The organism is Martinezella dioscoreae (assembly GCF_009176305.1).
Taxonomy (GTDB): Bacteria; Pseudomonadota; Alphaproteobacteria; order Rhizobiales; family Rhizobiaceae; genus Rhizobium; species Rhizobium dioscoreae.
On record NZ_BLAJ01000015.1, the window covers coordinates 58946 to 78855 of the forward strand.

General features: G+C 55.7%; 15 protein-coding genes. 5 read left to right on the top strand and 10 right to left on the bottom strand.

Annotation, left to right across the window (positions count from 1 at the left end):
• Positions 1–361: 361 nt before the first annotated feature.
• Both GDN47_RS29025 and bla read right to left on the bottom strand, forming a co-directional pair.
• Positions 362–724: a DUF4180 domain-containing protein gene (locus tag GDN47_RS29025; protein WP_152094781.1), complete on the bottom strand. Its 363-nt coding sequence runs from the start codon at positions 722–724 to the stop codon at positions 362–364.
• Positions 725–894: 170 nt separating this feature from the next.
• Positions 895–1791 carry a class A beta-lactamase gene (gene bla, locus GDN47_RS29030; protein ID WP_152094782.1) on the bottom strand — a complete coding sequence of 299 codons (897 nt, stop codon included), beginning with the start codon at positions 1789–1791 and terminating at the stop codon, positions 895–897.
• A 247-nt stretch (positions 1792–2038) separates the two neighbouring features.
• Here bla and GDN47_RS29035 point away from each other — a divergent pair, with 247 nt between their 5' ends.
• From GDN47_RS29035 to GDN47_RS29045, 3 genes are all read left to right on the top strand, one after another.
• Positions 2039–2905, top strand: a complete 867-nt coding sequence (locus GDN47_RS29035; RefSeq protein WP_152094783.1) for a LysR family transcriptional regulator — start codon at positions 2039–2041, stop codon at positions 2903–2905.
• 221 nt (positions 2906–3126) lie between these two features.
• Positions 3127–3750, top strand: coding sequence for a plasmid pRiA4b ORF-3 family protein (locus tag GDN47_RS29040; RefSeq protein ID WP_152094796.1), 624 nt, complete (start codon positions 3127–3129; stop codon positions 3748–3750).
• Positions 3751–4069: 319 nt separating this feature from the next.
• Positions 4070–5941: a DUF4236 domain-containing protein gene (locus tag GDN47_RS29045; protein WP_152094784.1), complete on the top strand. Its 1872-nt coding sequence runs from the start codon at positions 4070–4072 to the stop codon at positions 5939–5941.
• Here GDN47_RS29045 and GDN47_RS29050 read toward each other — a convergent pair whose 3' ends face one another.
• From GDN47_RS29050 to GDN47_RS29075, 6 genes are all read right to left on the bottom strand, one after another.
• Positions 5942–7093 (bottom strand): COG3904 family protein, encoded by a 1152-nt coding sequence (locus tag GDN47_RS29050; protein WP_152094785.1) that lies wholly within the window; start codon positions 7091–7093, stop codon positions 5942–5944.
• A gap of 24 nt (positions 7094–7117) precedes the next feature.
• Positions 7118–7765, bottom strand: coding sequence for a His-Xaa-Ser repeat protein HxsA (gene hxsA, locus GDN47_RS29055; protein WP_152094786.1), 648 nt, complete (start codon positions 7763–7765; stop codon positions 7118–7120).
• Entirely contained in the window at positions 7762–8844 is a 1083-nt protein-coding gene (gene hxsC / locus GDN47_RS29060; protein WP_152094787.1) for a His-Xaa-Ser system radical SAM maturase HxsC, read from the bottom strand. Before hxsC ends, hxsA begins: the two co-directional genes overlap by 4 nt.
• Positions 8841–10247, bottom strand: coding sequence for a His-Xaa-Ser system radical SAM maturase HxsB (gene hxsB, locus GDN47_RS29065; RefSeq protein WP_152094788.1), 1407 nt, complete (start codon positions 10245–10247; stop codon positions 8841–8843). The genes hxsC and hxsB overlap by 4 nt, the downstream gene beginning before the upstream one ends.
• Positions 10244–10528 (bottom strand): hypothetical protein, encoded by a 285-nt coding sequence (locus GDN47_RS29070; protein ID WP_233790180.1) that lies wholly within the window; start codon positions 10526–10528, stop codon positions 10244–10246. The genes hxsB and GDN47_RS29070 overlap by 4 nt, the downstream gene beginning before the upstream one ends.
• 374 nt (positions 10529–10902) lie before the next feature.
• Entirely contained in the window at positions 10903–11814 is a 912-nt protein-coding gene (locus GDN47_RS29075; RefSeq protein ID WP_152094789.1) for an HNH endonuclease, read from the bottom strand.
• 296 nt (positions 11815–12110) lie between these two features.
• On the opposite strand from GDN47_RS29075, the gene GDN47_RS29080 reads away from it, so the two are divergent.
• Complete coding sequence (locus GDN47_RS29080; protein WP_152094790.1) at positions 12111–14420, top strand: hypothetical protein; 2310 nt, start codon at positions 12111–12113, stop codon at positions 14418–14420.
• A 230-nt stretch (positions 14421–14650) separates the two neighbouring features.
• Here the strand turns inward: GDN47_RS29080 and GDN47_RS29085 are convergent, their stop codons facing one another.
• Positions 14651–16426: a UvrD-helicase domain-containing protein gene (locus tag GDN47_RS29085; protein WP_233790183.1), complete on the bottom strand. Its 1776-nt coding sequence runs from the start codon at positions 16424–16426 to the stop codon at positions 14651–14653.
• Positions 16411–18198, bottom strand: a complete 1788-nt coding sequence (locus tag GDN47_RS29090) for an ATP-dependent nuclease (RefSeq protein WP_233790185.1) — start codon at positions 18196–18198, stop codon at positions 16411–16413. The genes GDN47_RS29085 and GDN47_RS29090 overlap by 16 nt, the downstream gene beginning before the upstream one ends.
• Positions 18199–18738: 540 nt before the next feature.
• Here GDN47_RS29090 and GDN47_RS29095 point away from each other — a divergent pair.
• The gene (locus GDN47_RS29095; protein ID WP_152094792.1) at positions 18739–19404 is read left to right on the top strand and encodes a hypothetical protein; all 666 of its coding nucleotides are present in this window, start codon (positions 18739–18741) and stop codon (positions 19402–19404) included.
• Positions 19405–19910 lie beyond the last annotated feature (506 nt).

Below are 19910 nucleotides of genomic sequence, written 5' to 3' on the forward strand. Positions count from 1 at the left end.
TAGCATGGGGGTCATGCTCTTGAAGGGATAGGAACCGACGACTCGTTGGATGGCGAATTCGGATTCATCAGTGTCTCAGTGGGCTGATAAGAGGCGCTTCGTCAGAGCCTGCCATTATTCTGTCTCTCATAACTGTCATCCGCAAGCCGCCGCACCGATGCCTGCACGTCAATCATCGGCGCCTGCGTACGAGCTCGGATCGTCGATCGTCAACGTTCCACGCCGCCTCTTTCAATGTGCGGGGCGCGCTTTTTCCGCCATTTCAATTCCGAAGGCGCGTCAGGTGAGGCGGATCCAGCCTGTCGATATCGCCGTGCCTTGAACGCGAAACAGCAAGCGGTGACCGACTGCTGACTGATCGTCATTTCACTCTCCGGCTCAAATCCTCAAGATCGTTCAGAAACCAGCATGACGAGCCCTTGTTGGACTCGTACACGAAGTCCTTTAGCGCCCTACTTCGTGCGCATGCGTCCGTAATATTACCGACGACTGCCAAGCGAATCTGATAATTGACGAATTTCTGCACGAGCAGGCCCGCAAATCCCGTTCTGAGATCAAAGAAGTTCGGGTCCAATCGCGCTGCGGGCAAGGCAACCAGATCGGCTCTTTCGCCAATGGCGGCTCCAACGAGGCCATTAATGTCAGCCTCCGTAGAAACTTGCGCGCCGTTCCCGTCACAGGAAAGCACGCGTAAATTTCTCAGGATTACAATGTCGTCGCTCACACAATGCGTCCTCTGGTCTCGAAGAGTTTACAATCGTTTGATGTTGGAAAGAATCGTATTGCGCAGCCGAGCAAAGATCTCGACAAGCGGTGTTTGATGCCGGTTCCGCGGACAGGTGAAACGTTCTGGAATCAGATGCCATCGAAAGATGGGCAGTCTCGGACACGGCCTCAGGATCGCAATAGCCTATCGCAGACACGCCGCGCGACGTCCGCAAGAACAGCTTCTTGAGATTCAATCGATCCTGGTGCGTGGCTGAGGTAGGCCGCAACGACGACCGGCGGGCGATGTGGCGGCCAGATGACGCCGACATCATTCGTCGATATGCCTTTCCACGTGCCTGGCTTATTGGCAATCCGCCAACCGGCCGGAACGCCTTTGCGCAGTCTCTGTGTCGCCGCATCCTGTCCGTTGACTAGCCAGTCCGTCAGAAGACCACGCGACCGCGGGGATAGCATGTCACCCAAGATGATCCGCTTCATCGTCTCTGCCATTGCGCGTGGGGACGTCGTGTCATGCAGTTCGCCGGGTTTCACGATGTTGAGCTTTGGTTCGACATTGTCCACCCGGGTCACATTATCGCCTATCGAGCGAAGATAGTCCGTCAACTCTGCCGGACCACCAAAACTGGCCAGCAACAGGTTTGCCGCGGTGCTGTCGCTGTATATCGCTGCTGCCTTGCAGAGCTCATCGATCGTCATGCCCTCAGCGCCAACGTGAGGTTTGGTCGCTTTATAGGGAAGGACAAGGTCCTGCTCTGAAAAATCGACCCTCCGATCAAGCTGTTCTTTTCCTTGGTCGACCCGTGCAAGAACGAAAGCGATCGCCAGTACCTTAAACGTGCTGCAGAGTGCAAACCGTTCATCGAGTCGATGACCAACCACCTGGTTCGTCCCGGTGTCGAGCACAGCAACACCCAACTCACCTCCGCTCTTCGTTTCAATCAAGCGAATATCTTCCTCAATTGAGCGATCAGTCTCGGCAGAAAAAGCCTCGGCTGCGGAGAAAAAGGAAGATGTGAATAACGCCATAAGCAATGCGTTTCTTCGAGTGAAGCTGATGGTCATCTGAAATGTCTCTCATCAAAGATGGTGGATTAATCTGGCTTTGTGCATCCGGGCAAGAGGTAGGTGACAGGACGGTTCTGACGCAAGCACCACTTCGCACCATTCCAATTCGTGTTTTCGAAAGTCCATTTTTGACTACGGCGCGCAACGCGGCGGCAGGTGAAATTTCCCTAATTATGCCATAAGACCAGCGTGAATTCGGGCTCCTTCATTGCGAGAAGCCTAAGCAGGGACGAGCACGACCTTTATGAATATCGACATCATCAGCGACTTTCTGAATTTTGCAGAGAGCCTCAGTTTCACGCGAACTGCAGCGGACCGCGAAACCACGCAATCCAACCTGAGCAAACGACTGCGGCAATTGGAGATTTGGCTAGCTTCCGACTTGATTGATCGGCGAAGCAGGCCGGTCGCGCTGACACAGGCCGGGAAGGACTTTGTGCCGGTGGCCCGCGGCATCGTGGCGGAATTAGCGGCTTTCCGCTCGAACCATCGGCCTTGGCAGGCTGCAGACGGCGCAATAACGATTGCGATGCCTCACAGCGCAACCATCAGCGTTTTCCCGTCATTCAAGCATCAGCTCTCAAAGGAGGCGATTCCCGCCAGCTTTTCCGTTCGGATAGCAAACCACGATAGGGTCGGATCCATGCTTGCGAGTTCCGAATGCGACCTGGCTCTGGCGACAAGCCACCCGAAAGTGATCCAATCTCCGGAGTTCTCGGCGTTGCGATCAATCGAGGTCGCAAAGGAGAAGCTGGTTGTTGTATCGTCACCGGAACTGGAGGACCGCAAGCCGGCGCCGCTTCATGTCTCAGATCGCCGAACCTACATCGGTCAGATTTGGCAAAGGTGCCGGGTTTCGATACCGTCGACGGTTGAGCTGGAACACGATATGGCGGCGGACATCAGAAATTACTGCCTCGCCGGCGAAGGACGTGGCGTGGCGCCGCTAAGCCTTGTTGAATCGGACATCAGCTCTGGTAGGCTGCGGAAGCTCCGGTCGGATCCGAGCCTGGCATACACGTTCCTGCTTTACTGCGCGCCGAAAGCGAGCGTGCAAGCAAGACGGATATGGTCTTCTGCGGCGTCGATCTTGGGCGCAGTCCGGCCCTAATCGTCACCCCGCTCTGCTGTTCAAAACCGATCTCGAGGCTAGCCTTTCAGGATCGACACTCTGCAAAGCGATCGACCGGCTGGCCAACCGAAAAGCTGAAATGAGCGAACGTGTTGAAGCATTAAAAGCGCCCGATAGGAATTGAGGGGCACGACCGCGAGAAACGTGTCGTGCGCCGCGCTCGTCTTGACGGCCTGTCGGCAACCTTGTTCACTCCGGCAATGTTCAAAGCCGCAAACGCTGTGCAGATCAAAGTTTCTATCGACGAAATAGAGCCCGGCGTCTGGCGCCGTCTGGTTCTGCCTGTCCATTGGAACCTGGAGCATCTGCATCTCGGAATTCAGGCAGCCTTCAACTGGTGGAACTATCATCTCTATGAGTTCCGGATCGGCGGTCTTCGATATGGGGATGTTGAGATCCTTGAGGAGGACGCGACCAACGACGATCCTCGGGTCTTCGATCATAGGGAGGTTCGTCTGCTTGACTTTGAGCAAGGCGCTGTCTTCAGCTATCACTATGATTTCGGGGACGGCTGGCGGCATACCGTTTCGATCGAGGACTTCTTGACACTCGCCACGACGCCCAAGCATGCAAGCTGCGTCGCCGGCGAAAGGGCGCGACCGCCTGAAGATGTCGGTGGACTATCGGGATACGAGCGGTTTCTGGAGATCATTGCCGATCCAGATGATCCCGAGTTTGCCGAAACCATTCGATGGTGCGGTGGTTACTTCGATCCCGAATGGTTCGACCTTTCGACCGCAGACAAAGATCTCCGCAATGCTCTGCGCCCGAACGTCAAACGCCGTCTATATCAACCGAAGCCAAAAACAATCTCGAAGAAATAAGTCTGGACGGGCGAGCGGTTGGTTTTGCTCTTGAGAGGAGTCGAACTAACGACCCTCTCTGAAATTCTCCTAACCTACTGATTTATAGAGAGCGAATATTCTATTACGGACCTACTTATCTTAGCTTTTTACCCCGAAAGCACAAACGAACTCAAGTAACCCTGTAACAAGGAAGTCGCGCGAGCAATTTGAACAGGGGCGAAAAGACATTGGCGGACGACCGTGACGACATCGCTAAAGCTCGGAATTCCGGCAACAAAGCCGTTCGTTGCAAAGACAAAATCGTGTAACATCCATCCGTTGCAGTGGCGAGGTTGGCATGCCATTTTACATTCGGAAGTCGGTAAAGGCGGGGCCATTCCGATTTAACTTCTCCAAGGGCGGCGTCGGTGTCTCTATCGGGGTGAAAGGGCTTCGCATTGGTACAGGGCCACGAGGTCATTATGTTCACGCTGGCCGTCGGGGCGTTTACTATCGCGCGTCACTTGGCTCCGCAGGCAAACGTCGTCATGCTGCGATACAGTCCCCTCCTCCGGTGCCACTCACGTTCGAAGAATCCACCGTCACCATGCTGGAAATCGAGTCCGGCGACGTCATGGAGATGCGGGACGAAAATTTCAGCGACCTGCTCGACGAAATCAATGCCAAGGCCAGCCAATGGCGAATGTCTGTCATCTTCGGCTGGCTCTTTGCTCTCCTTGGCATTTTCCTTCTTGTGAAAGCATCGCCTGTAGGAATTTGGGTATTGGTCGCCGCCGTACCCGCCTGGGCTATTGGATCTTGGATCGACTCTTACCGTCGGTCGACTGTGCTGTTTTACGATATCGATGGCCCCGTTGAGCAAGCTTACAAGGACACGATCGCGGCGTTCGACACCCTAAATGCCTGCGCTGGAAAATGGCATATCGAGGCTGGCGGTGCAGTCAATGACCTGACGACTTGGAAAAGGAATGCGGGCGCTTCCTATATAGTCAAGCGCACAGCGACGAAGCTAGCCTACGCGTTGCCGAAGGTCATAAGGAGCAACATCACTCCGCCTTCGATGCGCGTAGGTAAACAGGTTATCTACTTCCTGCCCGACGTAGCTTTGATCGCCCATTATTCACGCTTCGGAGCGGTATCGTACTCCGACCTTCGCGTTCGTTGGCAAGAATCTCGGTTTATTGAAGATGGCCAGGTCCCACGCGACGCAAAAATCGTTGATCACACCTGGCAGCATCCGAACAAAAGCGGCGGACCTGATCGACGCTTTCGAAATAACCGGCAACTGCCCGTTTGTCTCTACGACACCCTCCATTTACAAAGCGACAGCGGCGTAAACGAGGTGCTGGAATTCTCACAAGTTGGCAAACTGTCTGGTTTTGTTGAGGGCTGCCGGGCATTGGCGAAGGCAAAGGCGGAAGCGTCGGAAGCCCCAAAAGCAATCCCGTCGACAGATGCACAGCCGTCACAACCGACTTCGCCAGGTATCATTGTCCCGGCGGTGCCGCAGTCGACGGGTAATATTCGCACTGTAGCGTTTATCGTCATAGGTATCTTCGGACTTTCTATTGCAATCAGCGTATCCCAAAATGCTGGGCATTCGACGAAGCCAAGTACGACCCAGGCAGTTTTCGGCAACGGGCCTGGGCAAATCCCACCGCAGACGCCTAACGCGACGTCAACAATGGCTGTGTCCAGTTCCAATCAAAGTATTCAACCCGTCCAAGCGTCGGTTACTCAGACCCCAACTCCGGCTCCGAGTGCACAAGTCTCGACACCGGCGATTGACCAAACATCGGCCAACGCTCCTCAACCTGACCGGGTGGAAACTCCTGATCCCGGTGCCTTCGAAACACTCATTGCGGCCGCGACAGCACCCGACACATCTCCTGCAGTCGCGCCAATTGAACCACCAGCCATCCCTTATGTCGCTCCATCCGAGCCGAAATTCGCTTATTTGAAGCTGCCCATCCAGCTTCGGGAAGGTCCGGGGCCGAACTACGTGCCTCTTGGAGGCATCGGGCAAAATGCTTTGCTCGTCGTCCTTGAGAGCGAAGGCGGATGGGTCCGCGTATCGGGCGGTCCTTCAGCCGTTGGATGGGTCCCGAAAGAACTCCTTAGTCAGCGCCCCGTCTCGCTTCAAATGGCTAAACCCGCCCTCAAGGCGCGGAACACGTATTCGCCCCCACCACGAGAGGGCGGCCGATAGTTATTGAAGGGTACATTGCCCCCAAGTCGAATCGGATCTTCGGCACCAGCCACCGCTGGCCAGTTGCGTGAGTAGCTGTGATTGTGAGTTGCATGCGTCCTGCGAGTAAGTAAGCGAACATACCGCGCTGTCGGTCAACCATCGACGAATAATTCGATCGGGGCCCACGACGGACTTATCACTGGTCGTGATTTTACCGTTCTCGGCTAAAATCTTATGCGTCACAGGATCCCACGTCATCACGGCATTCACCACGCCCGAGGCGGATTTTCTTCTAGCTGGACTATAGGTGAACCAGTCGACAACGGCAAAGACAGCACAGGTATCGAAACACGATGCCTGTGCCGTACCCGGTCGTATTGCGTAAATGCGAATGGGCCACCGGATTGCAAACTGTTGCTTCTCCGTGAGAACATCCGCCTTAGAGCGTTGCGAGCCGTAATAGACAACGGGATCTCCGTAATTGTTGGCGAGGAACAGTATTCCCTCGTTGGTCGACCAGGTCCGCTGCATTTCCTGGAAGAACTGGAGAGCAGCTTCGTTCGATATTGCCGAAGGGCTCTCGTCGGAAGCCGCGGTCTCTTCGGCCGAAGGTGTCACATAGGGGGTGGGCTGCCCCGTCACGATTCCAAAGCCGGCCATGTCAACCAGCGACAGCACACGCCGATCACCATCGGCAAGACCGGTGACAAATGGGAGGAAGGTTGGGTCAAGGCCCAATTCGGTGAAATAGGTTTTCAATTTATCGGCATTTTCCTGCTGCCCAGACGGTCCTGGCGACCGAAGATTTCGGTTCACGATCAACGACCCATCTTCAGCAAAACGCTGAACGCCGCCGACAAACGCGAACAAACATGCTGCCTCGCATTTTGATCCTGAGACCTGAATTGTCGAGAGTTTCAGGCGACGAATTTCTCGACCGTATCCCATCGCAGCGTCGACGTCGCCGCCGGTTGAACTGAAAGCGATAAACTTCGGAGTGCCGCTCTTTACCTCTGCGTCGAGCTTGTCAGGGAGATCACTCGTTTCAAACGTTCCCTGGATCAACAAAATATCACTGTTCGAGGCTTTCAGGTGCGTAAAAGTAATGGCGGCGTGGCCAAGATTAGGAAGCAAGGTGACAAGAACGGAAATAAATGCAAACCATCGCATCGCTTATGGACCTGCTTCATTCGATCAATTCGTTGAAATTCCGAAAGCTGTCAGGACCTGCGGCGTGATGGTTCCGGTCACCTTTAGGCCATAGGCTGCCTGCATTCTATTTAACCCACCCCTTGTAGCTGCGTCGACCTGCCCTGTGATCGGGCCACCAAAATAGCCGAAGGCGATCAGCGCGGTTTGCACCTGTATGACGATCCGACGAAATTTCCCAGAATTACCGGGTAGGGTCTTTAACTGAGTAGGGTCAACGCTAGTAGAAGAAGATTGCGGTGCGGTCTGCACGGGATAGGTACCGGTTGAAGTTGTCGCCGGTATGTTTGGAATAGAAGGTAGACTTCTAATGACCGGCGAGGGATTTGGGGTATAAAGCGGCGCTGGGTCTAGCGGAGTATAGGTGGTGCCGCCACTGCCATAGTCACCACGTGGTAAAGCATAACCACCGCCGGAAGCAGAAGCATGACTTGCGTGACTGGCATGGCTTGCGTGGCTCGAATGCGAGCTGTGACCAGCCAGAGTGTAGACCTGTTTGACCCGCAATCGCTCAAAGAGGGTGTTTGGAGCTTTCTTTTCGGTGAGGCCGGTGATCGGCGTGGCATCGCCTTTCGATGGCATGAATCCGGCAGCGATCAAGGACGAAACTAGGTAAACCTTACGCTTCTTCATTGCGGTGAGAGTCCCCCAAACCCTTGATCAATATTATACCATTCAAAAAAGCCACCACAAGTAGAGCGCAAAGAGCATCCGCTGCATATGTCCAGGAACTTGTTTTTCCAGTCCGAAATCGTGCCGGGTGCCAGATGCCGATATTGCGAAGGGACTGAGCAAAGCGGGAAGTTATAGAGCAAAGTTTGCACACCGCGCCCCATCGCGAAATTAATCGCCCGTCGAAGCTGGTCGAAATCAACGGACGTGTCCTTGAAAGAATGCGACCAGTTCATGCGGCCGTAGCCGATATTTTCGAGCTGCATGATCGCCCAGACATCGATGAATGACAGCCGGGTCGAGACATAGTTCGCAAGCTCAGGCAACGCGTCCCAATTCTGCTGAAGGACAACCGTGCGAAGCTCGACGGCTGCTCCCGCTTTCATCAACGTCGAAAAGCTTTCCATCAACCTTTTGAAAGCACCTGACTTTCCGACAATACTGTCGTGAGCCCCAGCCTGAGGCGCATAGAGTGGGATGCCCCAGAGAACGCGATCTCGCCCAACCTCATCCAATACGGAAACATCGTCCGGCTCAAAAAACTGCCCATTGGTCAGAAGGTGGAAAGAAATATCCGGCCGAGCTTCGGCGGCGGCTCTTAGGAACTGAAACAGCCTGCTTTTATGCAGTAGTGGCTCTCCGCCCGATATCGTGATCCGGGTATCTTGAGGAGCTAGCACGGCGGCGGCGGTGAATTGGTCGAAAAGATCGGCGTGGTATTTTTTCGGAGGCTGAGAGCACATTACGCAAAGCTGATCACACTGCTCTGTCACCAGGAAAGTGTTATGTCTGGACCGTGCTCGAACCAAACGATGAGCCGACTGCCGTCCTGGAACTAGCAAGAGCACATCGCCATCCAGATCGGTGTCCGGCTCACAATGTACGCGAAGCGAATAGCCCGCGAGATCAAATGTCTGACTGACCTCGTCCGTTTCAATCAGGATTGCATCATGTTCGCTCTCAGCAATCTCCTTCCGCAGCCGGACAATGCACGGCTGATCGATCGGGATTTCATCGATCCTGAGGCGCAGATCGATCATGGAAGTAGCGGGGCCAACGATGGCTCAAACTCCGGAATTCCGGCCCATATCGCCAAGCTTTTGTGGACTTTCTCGTCGTTCGAATAGAGCAGTTCGAATATCTTGCCGAAGATCGCAGTGTGGCGTCGGCAGAAAGCAGTATCGCGCTTGGGCATGTCGATCCGTCCGTATCGGGACAGGTCGTCAATCACGTCGATGCCACAGGCAGCCTGGTACGGGCAGTGAATACAATCTGGATGGAAAGAGTTCGTAGCCTCCTCATTCAAGACATCCAATTTTGCCTGATCAATACCATCCCAAAGATTGCCGACACTCAGGTCGATCTGCCCCACTCGCGTGACCATTCTGGCTTCGTCGGTCGGGTAGAAGGTGCCATCGAAATCGATGACCAGATAGTCGTTACCCAGGATATTCGGGTTTCGAAGGTCTACGTGCTGGTTATGGCCGCCTCGCAGAACCCGGCGAAGACAGTGCGTGAAATAGAATTCCTCGACTGGATCTGCCGCCGTCCAATTGTGCTCGATCAGGGCGTCGACGAAACGGCTATGGTAGTCGTTCCATCGTTTCTCCAGGCCCATTGTCTGGAATCGCTTCCGCGCGAACCCCTGGTGGTTTATGGGGCGCAAGAAGATGGAACGAAAGCCAAAGCCGCCAAACGTTTTGATAACTTCCGTCGGTGCGGGCAAGTTGTTGATGTCGAGCGTCGGCAGCGCGGACACCCTTCCCTGCCCCAATCTTCCGATCGCGTGACGAAGGTTCGAAACAAACTGCTCCGTATTACCAGAGGTGACCGTTCTCTGTCGTTGATGAACGGATAAGTCGCCGTCCAGCGATGTACTCACAAAGGTATCTGGCGCATCGAGGAATTCCCAGGCTTCGTCAGAGACGGATTGCAAGTTGCTGCAAACCGTGAACGTGACATTGCGGAACTTGCGGCGAGCAAACTCTCGGACCTCCTGCAGTAGGTCCAATCGCAGCAACGGTTCGCCGCCCTGAAACTCAATCTTGGCACCTGCGGCGTCCATGCCGTCCAAGAAATGCAGAACTTGCGCGAGGGTCTCGTCGGTCCAGTCAAAGCCGTTTGCCGTTTCATTCACACGGGATACCTGGCAATAGCCGCATGCGAGATTGCAGCGAAGCGTCGGCACAAGAATTAGGTAGTTCAGCGCTTCAGGGCGATGAAGTCGCTGCGCCCAACGATAGGAAAATCCCTGGTAGGCGGTGTCATTGACTTCTTTGAAGGCGTGCCCGTTCTTCAGCAGAAAGTGGGCGTCCGTACCCGTTAAATTGTCCGTGGCGTATCGATCAAGAAACTGGCCATCTGCGCGAAAATAGCCACCCGCGTCGTCCGAGAACAGGTAATCGGCAGCCAATCGCGTGAACTTCAAGGGGAAAACCGTCATCGTCCTAGAACACCGCTTATCAGCGCCCGTCGCAAAGGAAGCGTTTCGGCGTAGATTTTCTCTCGATAGAGACAGTGCTGGAAGTCGGCGATCAACGCGTCAACCGAAGCGGTACCGTCATCAGAAAGCGTAATCTCGTCCGAATGGATAACGCGCACCCCGGCATGCAGGACGTTGAAACGGATTATTGCAGCCGCGAGATAAGGATGATGTGCTGCGTCGATCTCGATTATTGTGCACCGACATTGTTGGCTCGGCTCGCCAAGTTCTGTTGATTCCATGGTAATATAGCGATCTATCCCTCTAACTTCGATTGTACTCGCTCAGACGATTGATCACCAGAGGGTTGCACGCAAGAATCGAACGCGCCTCTCCGATGTGCATCACCAGCAGTGCGCGAGGCGATGCGGAACACAACCTACATCATCGATGAACAAACATCTCCAGCCGGCCTGTTCCTGACAATTCTCAGAAAGAGCCACGTCGCTGAAAACCCAAGCCATATGCTTTCTCGGATATCACTTCGACTACTTGACGAAGCGCTGAAGCTGGAATCTCGCGAGACATTCCTTATTCCTCGCGACATTTACAAAATGAGCCTTGGGCTTTCTGCCACCGCCAGCCCCGGGGGCGCTATCCGATCCCGCGTCACAATTCATTGCTTAAAGCAATTCTCGCGATGCCACTGGAGAAAATGCGGATGTGGCCGCGCAGACGGCCGTAGGGGCACGATCGCTCTGCCGGTCTTGCTGATCAGTCCTCTTATGCTCTCCGGATCATTCGCCTGCCGCGAAACCAGGATATCTAGATCATCCGAGAGGCTGATGAGGCCGCGATCGAACATCCAATGTGCCGTGCCTGATAAGGCAATGCCGTTACTAAGGATGTCAGGTCCGTTCGCCTCTACAGGTCGGATATGGGCGGCATCGACTTCAGCACGCCCGCCACCATTGATGAGTTTCAAGCCGGTGATCGCGCATCGTTTGTCATAGGCCTGCAAGACGAGCCGTCGAAACAACCGATTGCGAATGGCACGGGACGAGAGCTGGATCACGCGGTGGCGTTCTTGTTCAAAGATGAACGGTGTTTGAGCTGCGTCTGCAAATCCGTTTGTGAGATCAGCCGTTTCCACTCCATCCAGCCGGGGTAGCTCTGGTTCTGCCTCATTGAGGCCGACCGATAGTATGCGATTGAAATCGGCAGGGGAAATGGGCCGCACCGCCGACTGCGCTCGCCCGGAGATCCGTCCGTCATGATTCAATACGCCGCGTTCATTGACTCCATCCGGGCCGTTGAACGGAACAGGATTGATAAAGTCCAGATAACTGCCAGGTTCTATCAGCGCCAGATACATGCCCGCCATCTTCGGGTCAGGAATGACTTGGACGACCTTGGCGACGGCGAAATAGCCGCGCGTGGCGGCAACCTTGCGCGGTTCATAGTAGATGATCCAGTCCCCGACGCAGCCTTGAACACGGCCGAGATACTGGCTTGGAAACTGATATTGTTCGGCCGGACTGTCGTCATAGATCGAGTCCGAGCGATGAATGAAAACTCCGAATCCCATCCTCGATGCTTAGCATGAGAAGATCGGCTTCGGATATGAAGTCTGTCCCGGATGAGAGAACAAAATAACGGAATTGCGGGTGTTAATGATGGGGCCTTGTGGCAATCCCGAACAACAGCGACACCGCCGATTGCCGGTGACCTCAGGTCTTTGCGGCGGCTGATATCGATCCGATCAAGGCCTGACTGGCAATCTCCGCCACATCCCAAAAATGCCCGATCTTAACCCTTCGCTAACCTTCATTCCTTAGCAGGCCGTGCCCCGGGGCTGGAATCTTATCTGTAAGGGAAACCTGAATGATCATGAATCCGACGGCGAGATCCTTTCAACGCAAGATCGCAGGCTTTTGCGAGATCCGGCTGGCACCACTGGTAAGTCCGGCTGAGCTCGAGCGTCTGACCGCTTACATGTTGGCACTGGTCAACGATCAAGTTCTTCCTCCCGTGAAGGGCAAAACGGTCGATTGGACCGAGATCGCCACCGCATGCCGGCTGGCTGCCAAGCCAAGCACAAAGTTGATGCGGGTCGGACAGCACGGCTTCGATGCCATCATCCGCTGGGTGAACACGAATACTGCGACACCCCGGAACCGCACGAGTTCATCGTCTGCCTCCGCGCGGATCTCAAAAGCGCGAACCGCCGGCAGCAGCCACTCTGCGAAAAAGAATTCAAAACCTGGAGCAAAGCCCAAGCCGATTGAGGAATTCCCCGTCGCGCTGTTCGATAAGTATACGGAACCCGTTTCGTTTCAGGCGGCATTGGAGTTGCACATCAGACGCTTTGGCGAGACTTACTATAATCTCCATCGTGCTGTTGTACGGCCTGACGACACTTTTGATGTGAAGACTCTTCTCAGTTGGCTCAAGGGCACGAAGGTGCCGCGCAGCGTGGAGAGCTTCGACATCCTGGATCGCATCGAGCATCGGTATCGACTGCCGAGGGGCTACTTCAAGGCAAAACTTCCGCATCAGTCTCGCGCCGGCACCGGCCATGACATCGACGAGGAAATCTCTCCCGCCGAACGCCGCCGACTTGCCTGGCATCTTCCAGATAATTTCAACAGGCTGCCAAGACCAAAGCGCCGGGAGATCCTCGAATGGGTTCGCAGAGTCATCATCACTGGCGCCACCGACTATCGCCGTTTTCAGGCGGCGGCAATCAAACAACGATATGCGATCCGCTTTCCGGCGATGGCTTACGGTGGACGGGCGTCGTCAGTTCCAATCGGACGCGGCTCATCGAACGAGAGCAATCCCGTTGGAGACCTTGATGATCCGGATTTGCTGTCCGGCGTCATCGATGCTCCTCCCCGCCTTGCACTCGAAATGGCGAACCTGATCGCGTTCAAGACATCGACGCTCACGGCAATTGGGTTTCAGCGCAACAGCGTCTGGGGCGAAGAAACGGCCTCGCAAAAGTTGGAACACCTTGGCCTCATGTTCGGAGCCCTTGCGGCATCCCCTGACGGCCAGGTCGCGGGGCGAGGAATTCCGCTGGGTGCCCTCACCTTCGGACTTCTGGTGTTTCCTGGTATCTGGGACTGGTACCTGCAATGGCGCGAGCGCCGGCGTGGGTTCTACACGGCCTGGGAAGCCGACATGCTGAGCATTGCCTTGTCGCTTACGCGCGAGGAAACCGGCTGGCTCAGGCAGCACCCGGAACTGATCGAGAGGGTCATTCCGATCGAAGGCCTTGTCTCGGCAGAGGAGATCGCTTTTGCCAAGCGTGACTGGCATGCCTGCTGTGACACGTTTCATGCCCATGCGCGCAACCGCATCAAGGAAATTCAGCGCGTGATGCGCATACATCGTGATCCATTCGAACCGATCATGTGCGTGCTTGAGGCGCCAAGCCCACTGGCGGAGTACCGAAAAATCACGGACGAGATCCTTCTCAGGATGCCGGACAAGGACCGATATCCACGAGCGGCGGCCGAATCCGTCAGATCGTTTCTGATGCTGCGGCTCGGCCTTCATCTTGGCCTTCGTCAGAAAAACCTCCGGCAGCTCCTGCTTTGCCCTCGCGGGCATATTCCAACCTCGGAGCGCCGGCTTGAAGAGCTGAAGCGCGGCGAAATCCGCTGGAGTGATCGGGACAAGGGCTGGGAAGTCCTGATACCGGCCAATGCCTTCAAGAATTCGAACTCATCCTTCTTCGGCTCCAAGCCATTCCGCCTCGTCCTGCCGGATCTGCTGGACCTCTATTATTACATCAATGCTTACGTCCATCGGCACCGGCGCATTCTGCTGGCAAATGCCAATGATCCCGGCACCTTCTTTATAAAGACGGTCAAGCAATCGAGCACGGAAGCCTCTTACAACCAGACCACCTTCTATGAGGCCTGGCGGCTGACCGTTCAGCGATACGGGATCTACAATCCCTACACCGGCCGCGGGGCAATCAAGGGACTGCTGCCACACGGTCCCCATAATGTCCGGGATGTGTTGGCCACCCATATTCTCAAGCTGACGGGATCCTACGAGCAGGCGAGCTACGCGATCCAGGACACACCTGACATGATCCAGCAGCACTATGGGTGCTTCCTTCCCCAAGACAAAGCCGCGCTCGCCGCCAAGATCTTGAATCAGGTTTGGGAAGCGGCATAAGGTTCGAGCAGGCACCCTTCGTAGATTCCGTCTGTTCGATGTATTGGCGCTGGCGCAGTCATGTGACGCCAGCACCTTAAACCACAACGATCCACAGCAGGTGCTTATACTGTCCGGCGCAACGGTTTCTCAGTTGAACTCCGCGCACCCCGCCGAGATAGGGAGGTCGAATGCGGCCGCTTAGCGGCCGACTACAGCCAGCCATTGAACGATGCGCAACCAGCATGGTCTCATGTAAGGCCAGCCTCCGCGATGAAGGGGGTAGGCGTGTTCCTCCAGTGAGACTGATCGGATGCGACGACGAGGATGCGCTTGGCGCGGGTTAGGCCGACGTAGAATAGCCGTCGAGACTCGTCATACGCCTCCAGCGTTGATGTCGAGAAATGCGGGATACTGCCATTGTTCATGCAGATCAGGGCGACGCCATCGAATTCGCGTCCCTTGGAATTGTGTAGCGTAATTAGCTTGAGCGCATGCTCGGGATTGGCGAACAGGCCCATATCGGAGATCAGCAGATTTGCGAGATCGACCTTGCTCGCCTGCATGTCGGATAGCATTTCCTCGGCGGAATCGATCAGAGGCTGTTTGGCACTCCCCGGCAACCATTCCTCGCATTCGAGATAGTCACCAGCCTCACGGGCGACGGCGCGCAGCCAAGCGACGCCGCCGGTATGCTGGTCCGCAAGTGTGCGAGCGAGATAGATCAGGCCGAGCGCCACACGACGCCCCTGATAGCTGAACATGTCATAGCGCGAGTTCCCGGTGAGATCGCCGATGAGCCGAAACAGAGCTCGCTCGACACCTGGGAGCCCCAGGTAGTTGCCGGCCTCGGCACAGGCTCCGAGCTGCTCGGCAAGTCCGGCAAGCAGTCGCCTACGTTTATAGGGCCGTGCACCCGGGCCAAAGACAGGCACGTCCAATTCTCGGAGGGCGCGGGCGACGGGAATGAGATGCGTCCACCATGGCGCAAGAATTGCGGCCTTTCCGAGCGGAATTCCTGCATCCTGTAGGGCGGGCAGAAAATAGTCGGTGATGGCGTCAATCGGCCGCTCGACATGAACGTAGTTCACTTGCGCAGGAATTTGAGCAGCATCGCCCGCCGACTGCATACCCGGCACGATCGGGATCAGTGTTGATGCGGCGCCGACAATCGCTGGCCCGCATCGAAAGTTACCGGTCAAGGATGTGTCACGGTGCGCGTCGATCTGATCTCCAAACTGATCGGCGAGCTCAGGGCGTGCGCCTGCAAAGCTCATTATCGACTGATTTTGATCACCGACGAGGAAAAAGCGCGTGTAGAGGAAATCCCGGAGTGCGCCGAAGATCGCGATCTGAATGTCCGTTGTGTCCTGAAATTCGTCGATGAGCAGCCAAGCAAAGCGGCTCGCGATACCGCGTCCGACGAACGGATATTGTTCGAGAATTTTCCATGAATAATAGAGAATCATCGCGAAATCGAGGTATCCATGGGCGCGGACCCGTTCCCAATAGAGCGCAGCGGATTCCTCAGTGACAATGCCTGTCTCGATCCCCTGGCCGCAGGGATCGCCGTTTACGTCGATGCGAAGCGACTCATAGTCCTCGAACACCTGTCCGGCGGGCATACGACCGAATGCGTCCTCGACCGCCGTCACGATCTGCTCAAACTGACTGTTCTCCCGGGAGAGCACCTGAAACGATGCAGGCACCTCGGGTAACAGCCAGCTATAGGGACGAAGAATGAATTGCAGGCAGAAAGCGTGGATCGTGGAGATTTCACAACGGTCCGCGATAGCGTTATTGCCGTAGGTGCGCAACCTGGCCTCGATCTCATCGACCGCGGCATTGGTATAGGTGATGCAGCCGATGAACTGGGGCGTGCCGACGACCTGATCAGCCAACGTCAGCAGCTTGGCGAGGATGACCCGCGTCTTGCCGCTGCCTGGGCAAGCAGTCAGAAGCATATTGCCGTCGTGTTCGACCGCCTCGCGCTGTTCGGGTGTCAGCCGGATCATTCGGTGAGCCACTCATAGGCCTCCTCGATGTAGGTCGGCAGATCGGTCGCGAGGTGAGCGTAGCGCGCCGCAATCTGCGCGAAACGCGCTTTGCCAAAGCGCTTGGCGGTATTGAGCGTGATACGGCCAAGCTCGACGCGTAGCGCCGTCTCTTCGGCGAGGCCCATTCCTCCGAGCGCAAGCGTTGCCAGTCCATTCTCCATCTGCGCAAGGATCTGGGGCACGTCGAGAGCGCGAACGGTCTCGACTAACATCGGTAGGCGCCCGACCGATACCAACTCGCGTTCAAAAGTAGTGGCTCCCGCGAATATGGACACAAAGTCGCTTTCCAGTGCCACCAGATCGGGGGCGTCGGTTTCCGGATCGAAGTCCTCAGCATCGGACGGCTTCATGTCAGCATCGGCCACGATGGCGCATTTCTTCTCAAGCGAGCCGGCACGGAACAGCTTGGCATAGACGTCAAAATGGACGCCATGAATCGCTATAACCGAAATACCGAGCCGCTCGAGTTGCACGCCGTACACCTGCTCGATCAGCGCCGGGATCAGGAACATCTCCGCTGCCCCTTCGACCAGCATGACCTTGCGAGCGTAGAGCAATGCGCTCTTGGTTGCGTCGAGATAGCGTTCGAGATCAGCAATCTCTGGCGCGGTCAGCGCCGCATTGAGCGCGAGATTGCCGGCAGCAATGGTCGCGTCCTCGCGCTTGGTGAGCGATACAATGCTGCTCAGCGGAACCTGCGAGGTCACCTGGGTGCTGTGACTGGTCAGGATGGTCTGCACGCCGATCGCGCGCAGTGCCGCGATCAGCGAGAATTGCAGCTGGGGATGGAGATGCGCTTCGGGCTCCTCGATCAGGATCAACTGGCCGGCGGAGCGGTTGAGCGTGATCCGCCGCTGTAGATATTCCACCAGGATCGCGATGTAGAGGATGTTGTTCATGCCAAGACCGTTGCGGCCGGGTTCGAACGAGGTGAGTGACAGGTCCGACAGAATAATTTTCAGGTTGCGGATGATCGCGCGGAAGGTCGCGGCGGACAAGCCAAGCGCGGCGTCCATCTCGAACGCGGGGCCAGAGACATCTTTGAACCGTGCGTCGATTGCCCCTGCTATCTCGGCGATAGTCGCCGAGTTCGCGATCGCCTGATTGGCCTGATCGAGGATCGCAACCAGGGCATCCTGCTCGGCCGCATCGATCTCGAACGCCTCGATCAGGCGGATGAGCGGTGACTGGCGGGGATTGCGCAGGTCGTTCTCGACATCGCGAAGCGCGGGCAGATGAACGAGAAGGTAAGATTGCAGGTCTGCAAAGCGCACCGACTCGCCGATCCCCTCGTCATCCCAGGAAATATCCGTGAGATCGATCGCGGGGTCACCGCCACCACGGATTTCCCACTGATAGTCCTCAAGGGTCAGCGCCCCGGGTGCGATGTCGCCACTTGCGAGCTGCTCCCGGACAGCTGGGCGCGGGCGGAAGCGGTAAAATATACGCGCGCGGTCCGCAGCCGTCTTCCAAGTGCTGACCAGCGCCTCCTCGTTCAACCGGCCCTCGAACCCAGCCAGCTCAATTCCGATTAGAACCTGGCTTGGCTCGGCGATATTGATCGCGGAGTGGATGTCCTCGCGCAGCAGCGACCGGAAACTCGACGGCAGCATATTGTCTAGACAGATCTGGATTGCGCGAAGGATCGCAGTCTTGCCAGTATTATTTTCTCCGATGATGCAGCATAGATCATCCGCGACATTCACGTCGAGCGACGCGAACGTACGAAAATTCTGAATCACAATTCGAGCTACTCGCATCATTTCCATCCGGCTGTTGAGCGGCCAAAAACCGCGATCTATGGTTGCATTAAGAGCAGGAGCAAGGCAAGTGTGTTTACCAATCTCGCACCGCCTTAGATTATTGCTTGGATTCCCTGATTACTCGTTCAAAAGCATTGGTCGACCACCGTGCGAAGAACGAAAGCCGGCGAGTTGGGGTCGATGCACGGTGGTCAATCCGAGCACCTAGGGCCGTTCCCTGAGCCGGAACGGACAGGCGCTTCGACAGAATTGGCGTTGCAAGGTGGCCGTTCTGGTTTCTGCTATCAATGTCGAGCGCCGCTACGTTAACGGACGTTCGCTTTTGGTTTGAAGTGACGAGCACCTGAACGGTGGCCATGAGGGCGCTGGGTGGACAGCCAAATTTTGCACAAATACAAATCCTGAATAAGTTCTCTACGCCGTTAACAAGATTATCAGGTTGAAGAACTGATTTAGCATCTTGTATCTACAGAAATATTGAAGTGATGCTATGCTTCAACCTAAGAAATGTGGGGCCGCATGACTGTTCTGAATGTTCCTCTCCGAAAAGCGCTGCAATTGTTCTATGCGCCACCTCCGTTACGGCGATCCATTTTGAAAGAGGATATTCGTCTTGACCGCAAGAAAGAGGCTGGCGGCAACCGAAGTCAAGGTGGAGATTTCTATGTGCCCTTCTGGTCGGATGTGAAGAAGCACATATCAGGCGACGGTGATCTAGCACAGCTGACCGATGACCGCATAAAGTCGGACGGGAGATACAAGCGGCTATACTCGCTGCTGAAAGACGGCGTCCTCGAATTGCTCAGCGCAAAGTTACGTTGGTCAAACGAACTGGTTGAGATCATTCCCCGCAGCGTGCACGGCCACCTACGACTTGAAGATTTGGGTGGCACAATCCGAATACGGGACGCCTTGCACGCGAGGGTCAGGGGCGAATACACACGTGTCGTGTATCCCTATTTTAGCGAGGAGCCCGCCCTCCCCGAAGAGGGTGGACGATTAGGCTTGTGGGTGATGCAACAAGCGCTGATAAACCTCGATGGGGATGACATGCGCATCATTGACCCACTTCGCAAAGCCTTCTTTTCCCCGCGAACGACGCCTTTGCGAGGCGATGAAGAGACAGTATTTCGTGAAAGGTACAGATCGTTGATCGGTGAATGGGAGCATTTGAAACGCGAATGAGGCAGGTATCGGCCTACTGAGTTACAGAGCCTTCGATCGTTTTTCAGCACATCTAGAAATGCGACAGCTTGGTATTGGCTCACAAAGCTGCATCTAAATCTCGTTTGATGCCCGCTTTGCCGATGTATCCCAGCAGCCCGAACTGTCCGAAATGGAGGCGCAAAGCAGCCGTCCCGCATTTGGCTGCAACGCCACTTTTAAAGATCTCGACCCACAGCCTACAAAATCAGATCTATTGATGTGAAGGGAGTCGAACCGGCGGCCCCCGTTGTTAAATGAGCCATGCGTCTGGAACTCCTCGATATCGGACGTCGGCTTTTGATCGATTGACCGAATTGGGACCGGAAGCAAACTACTAGCTGCTAGGCCACACAGCGCTAAAGCTGCCAACGCTCGCCGCTAAGGGCACCAGTTTGGTCTTCCATGACACGCTAGAAACGAACTTTGGCGCGCGCCATCCTGCATGCTTCGTCACCCGGAACACAAGCTCGACAAACGTCTGGTCG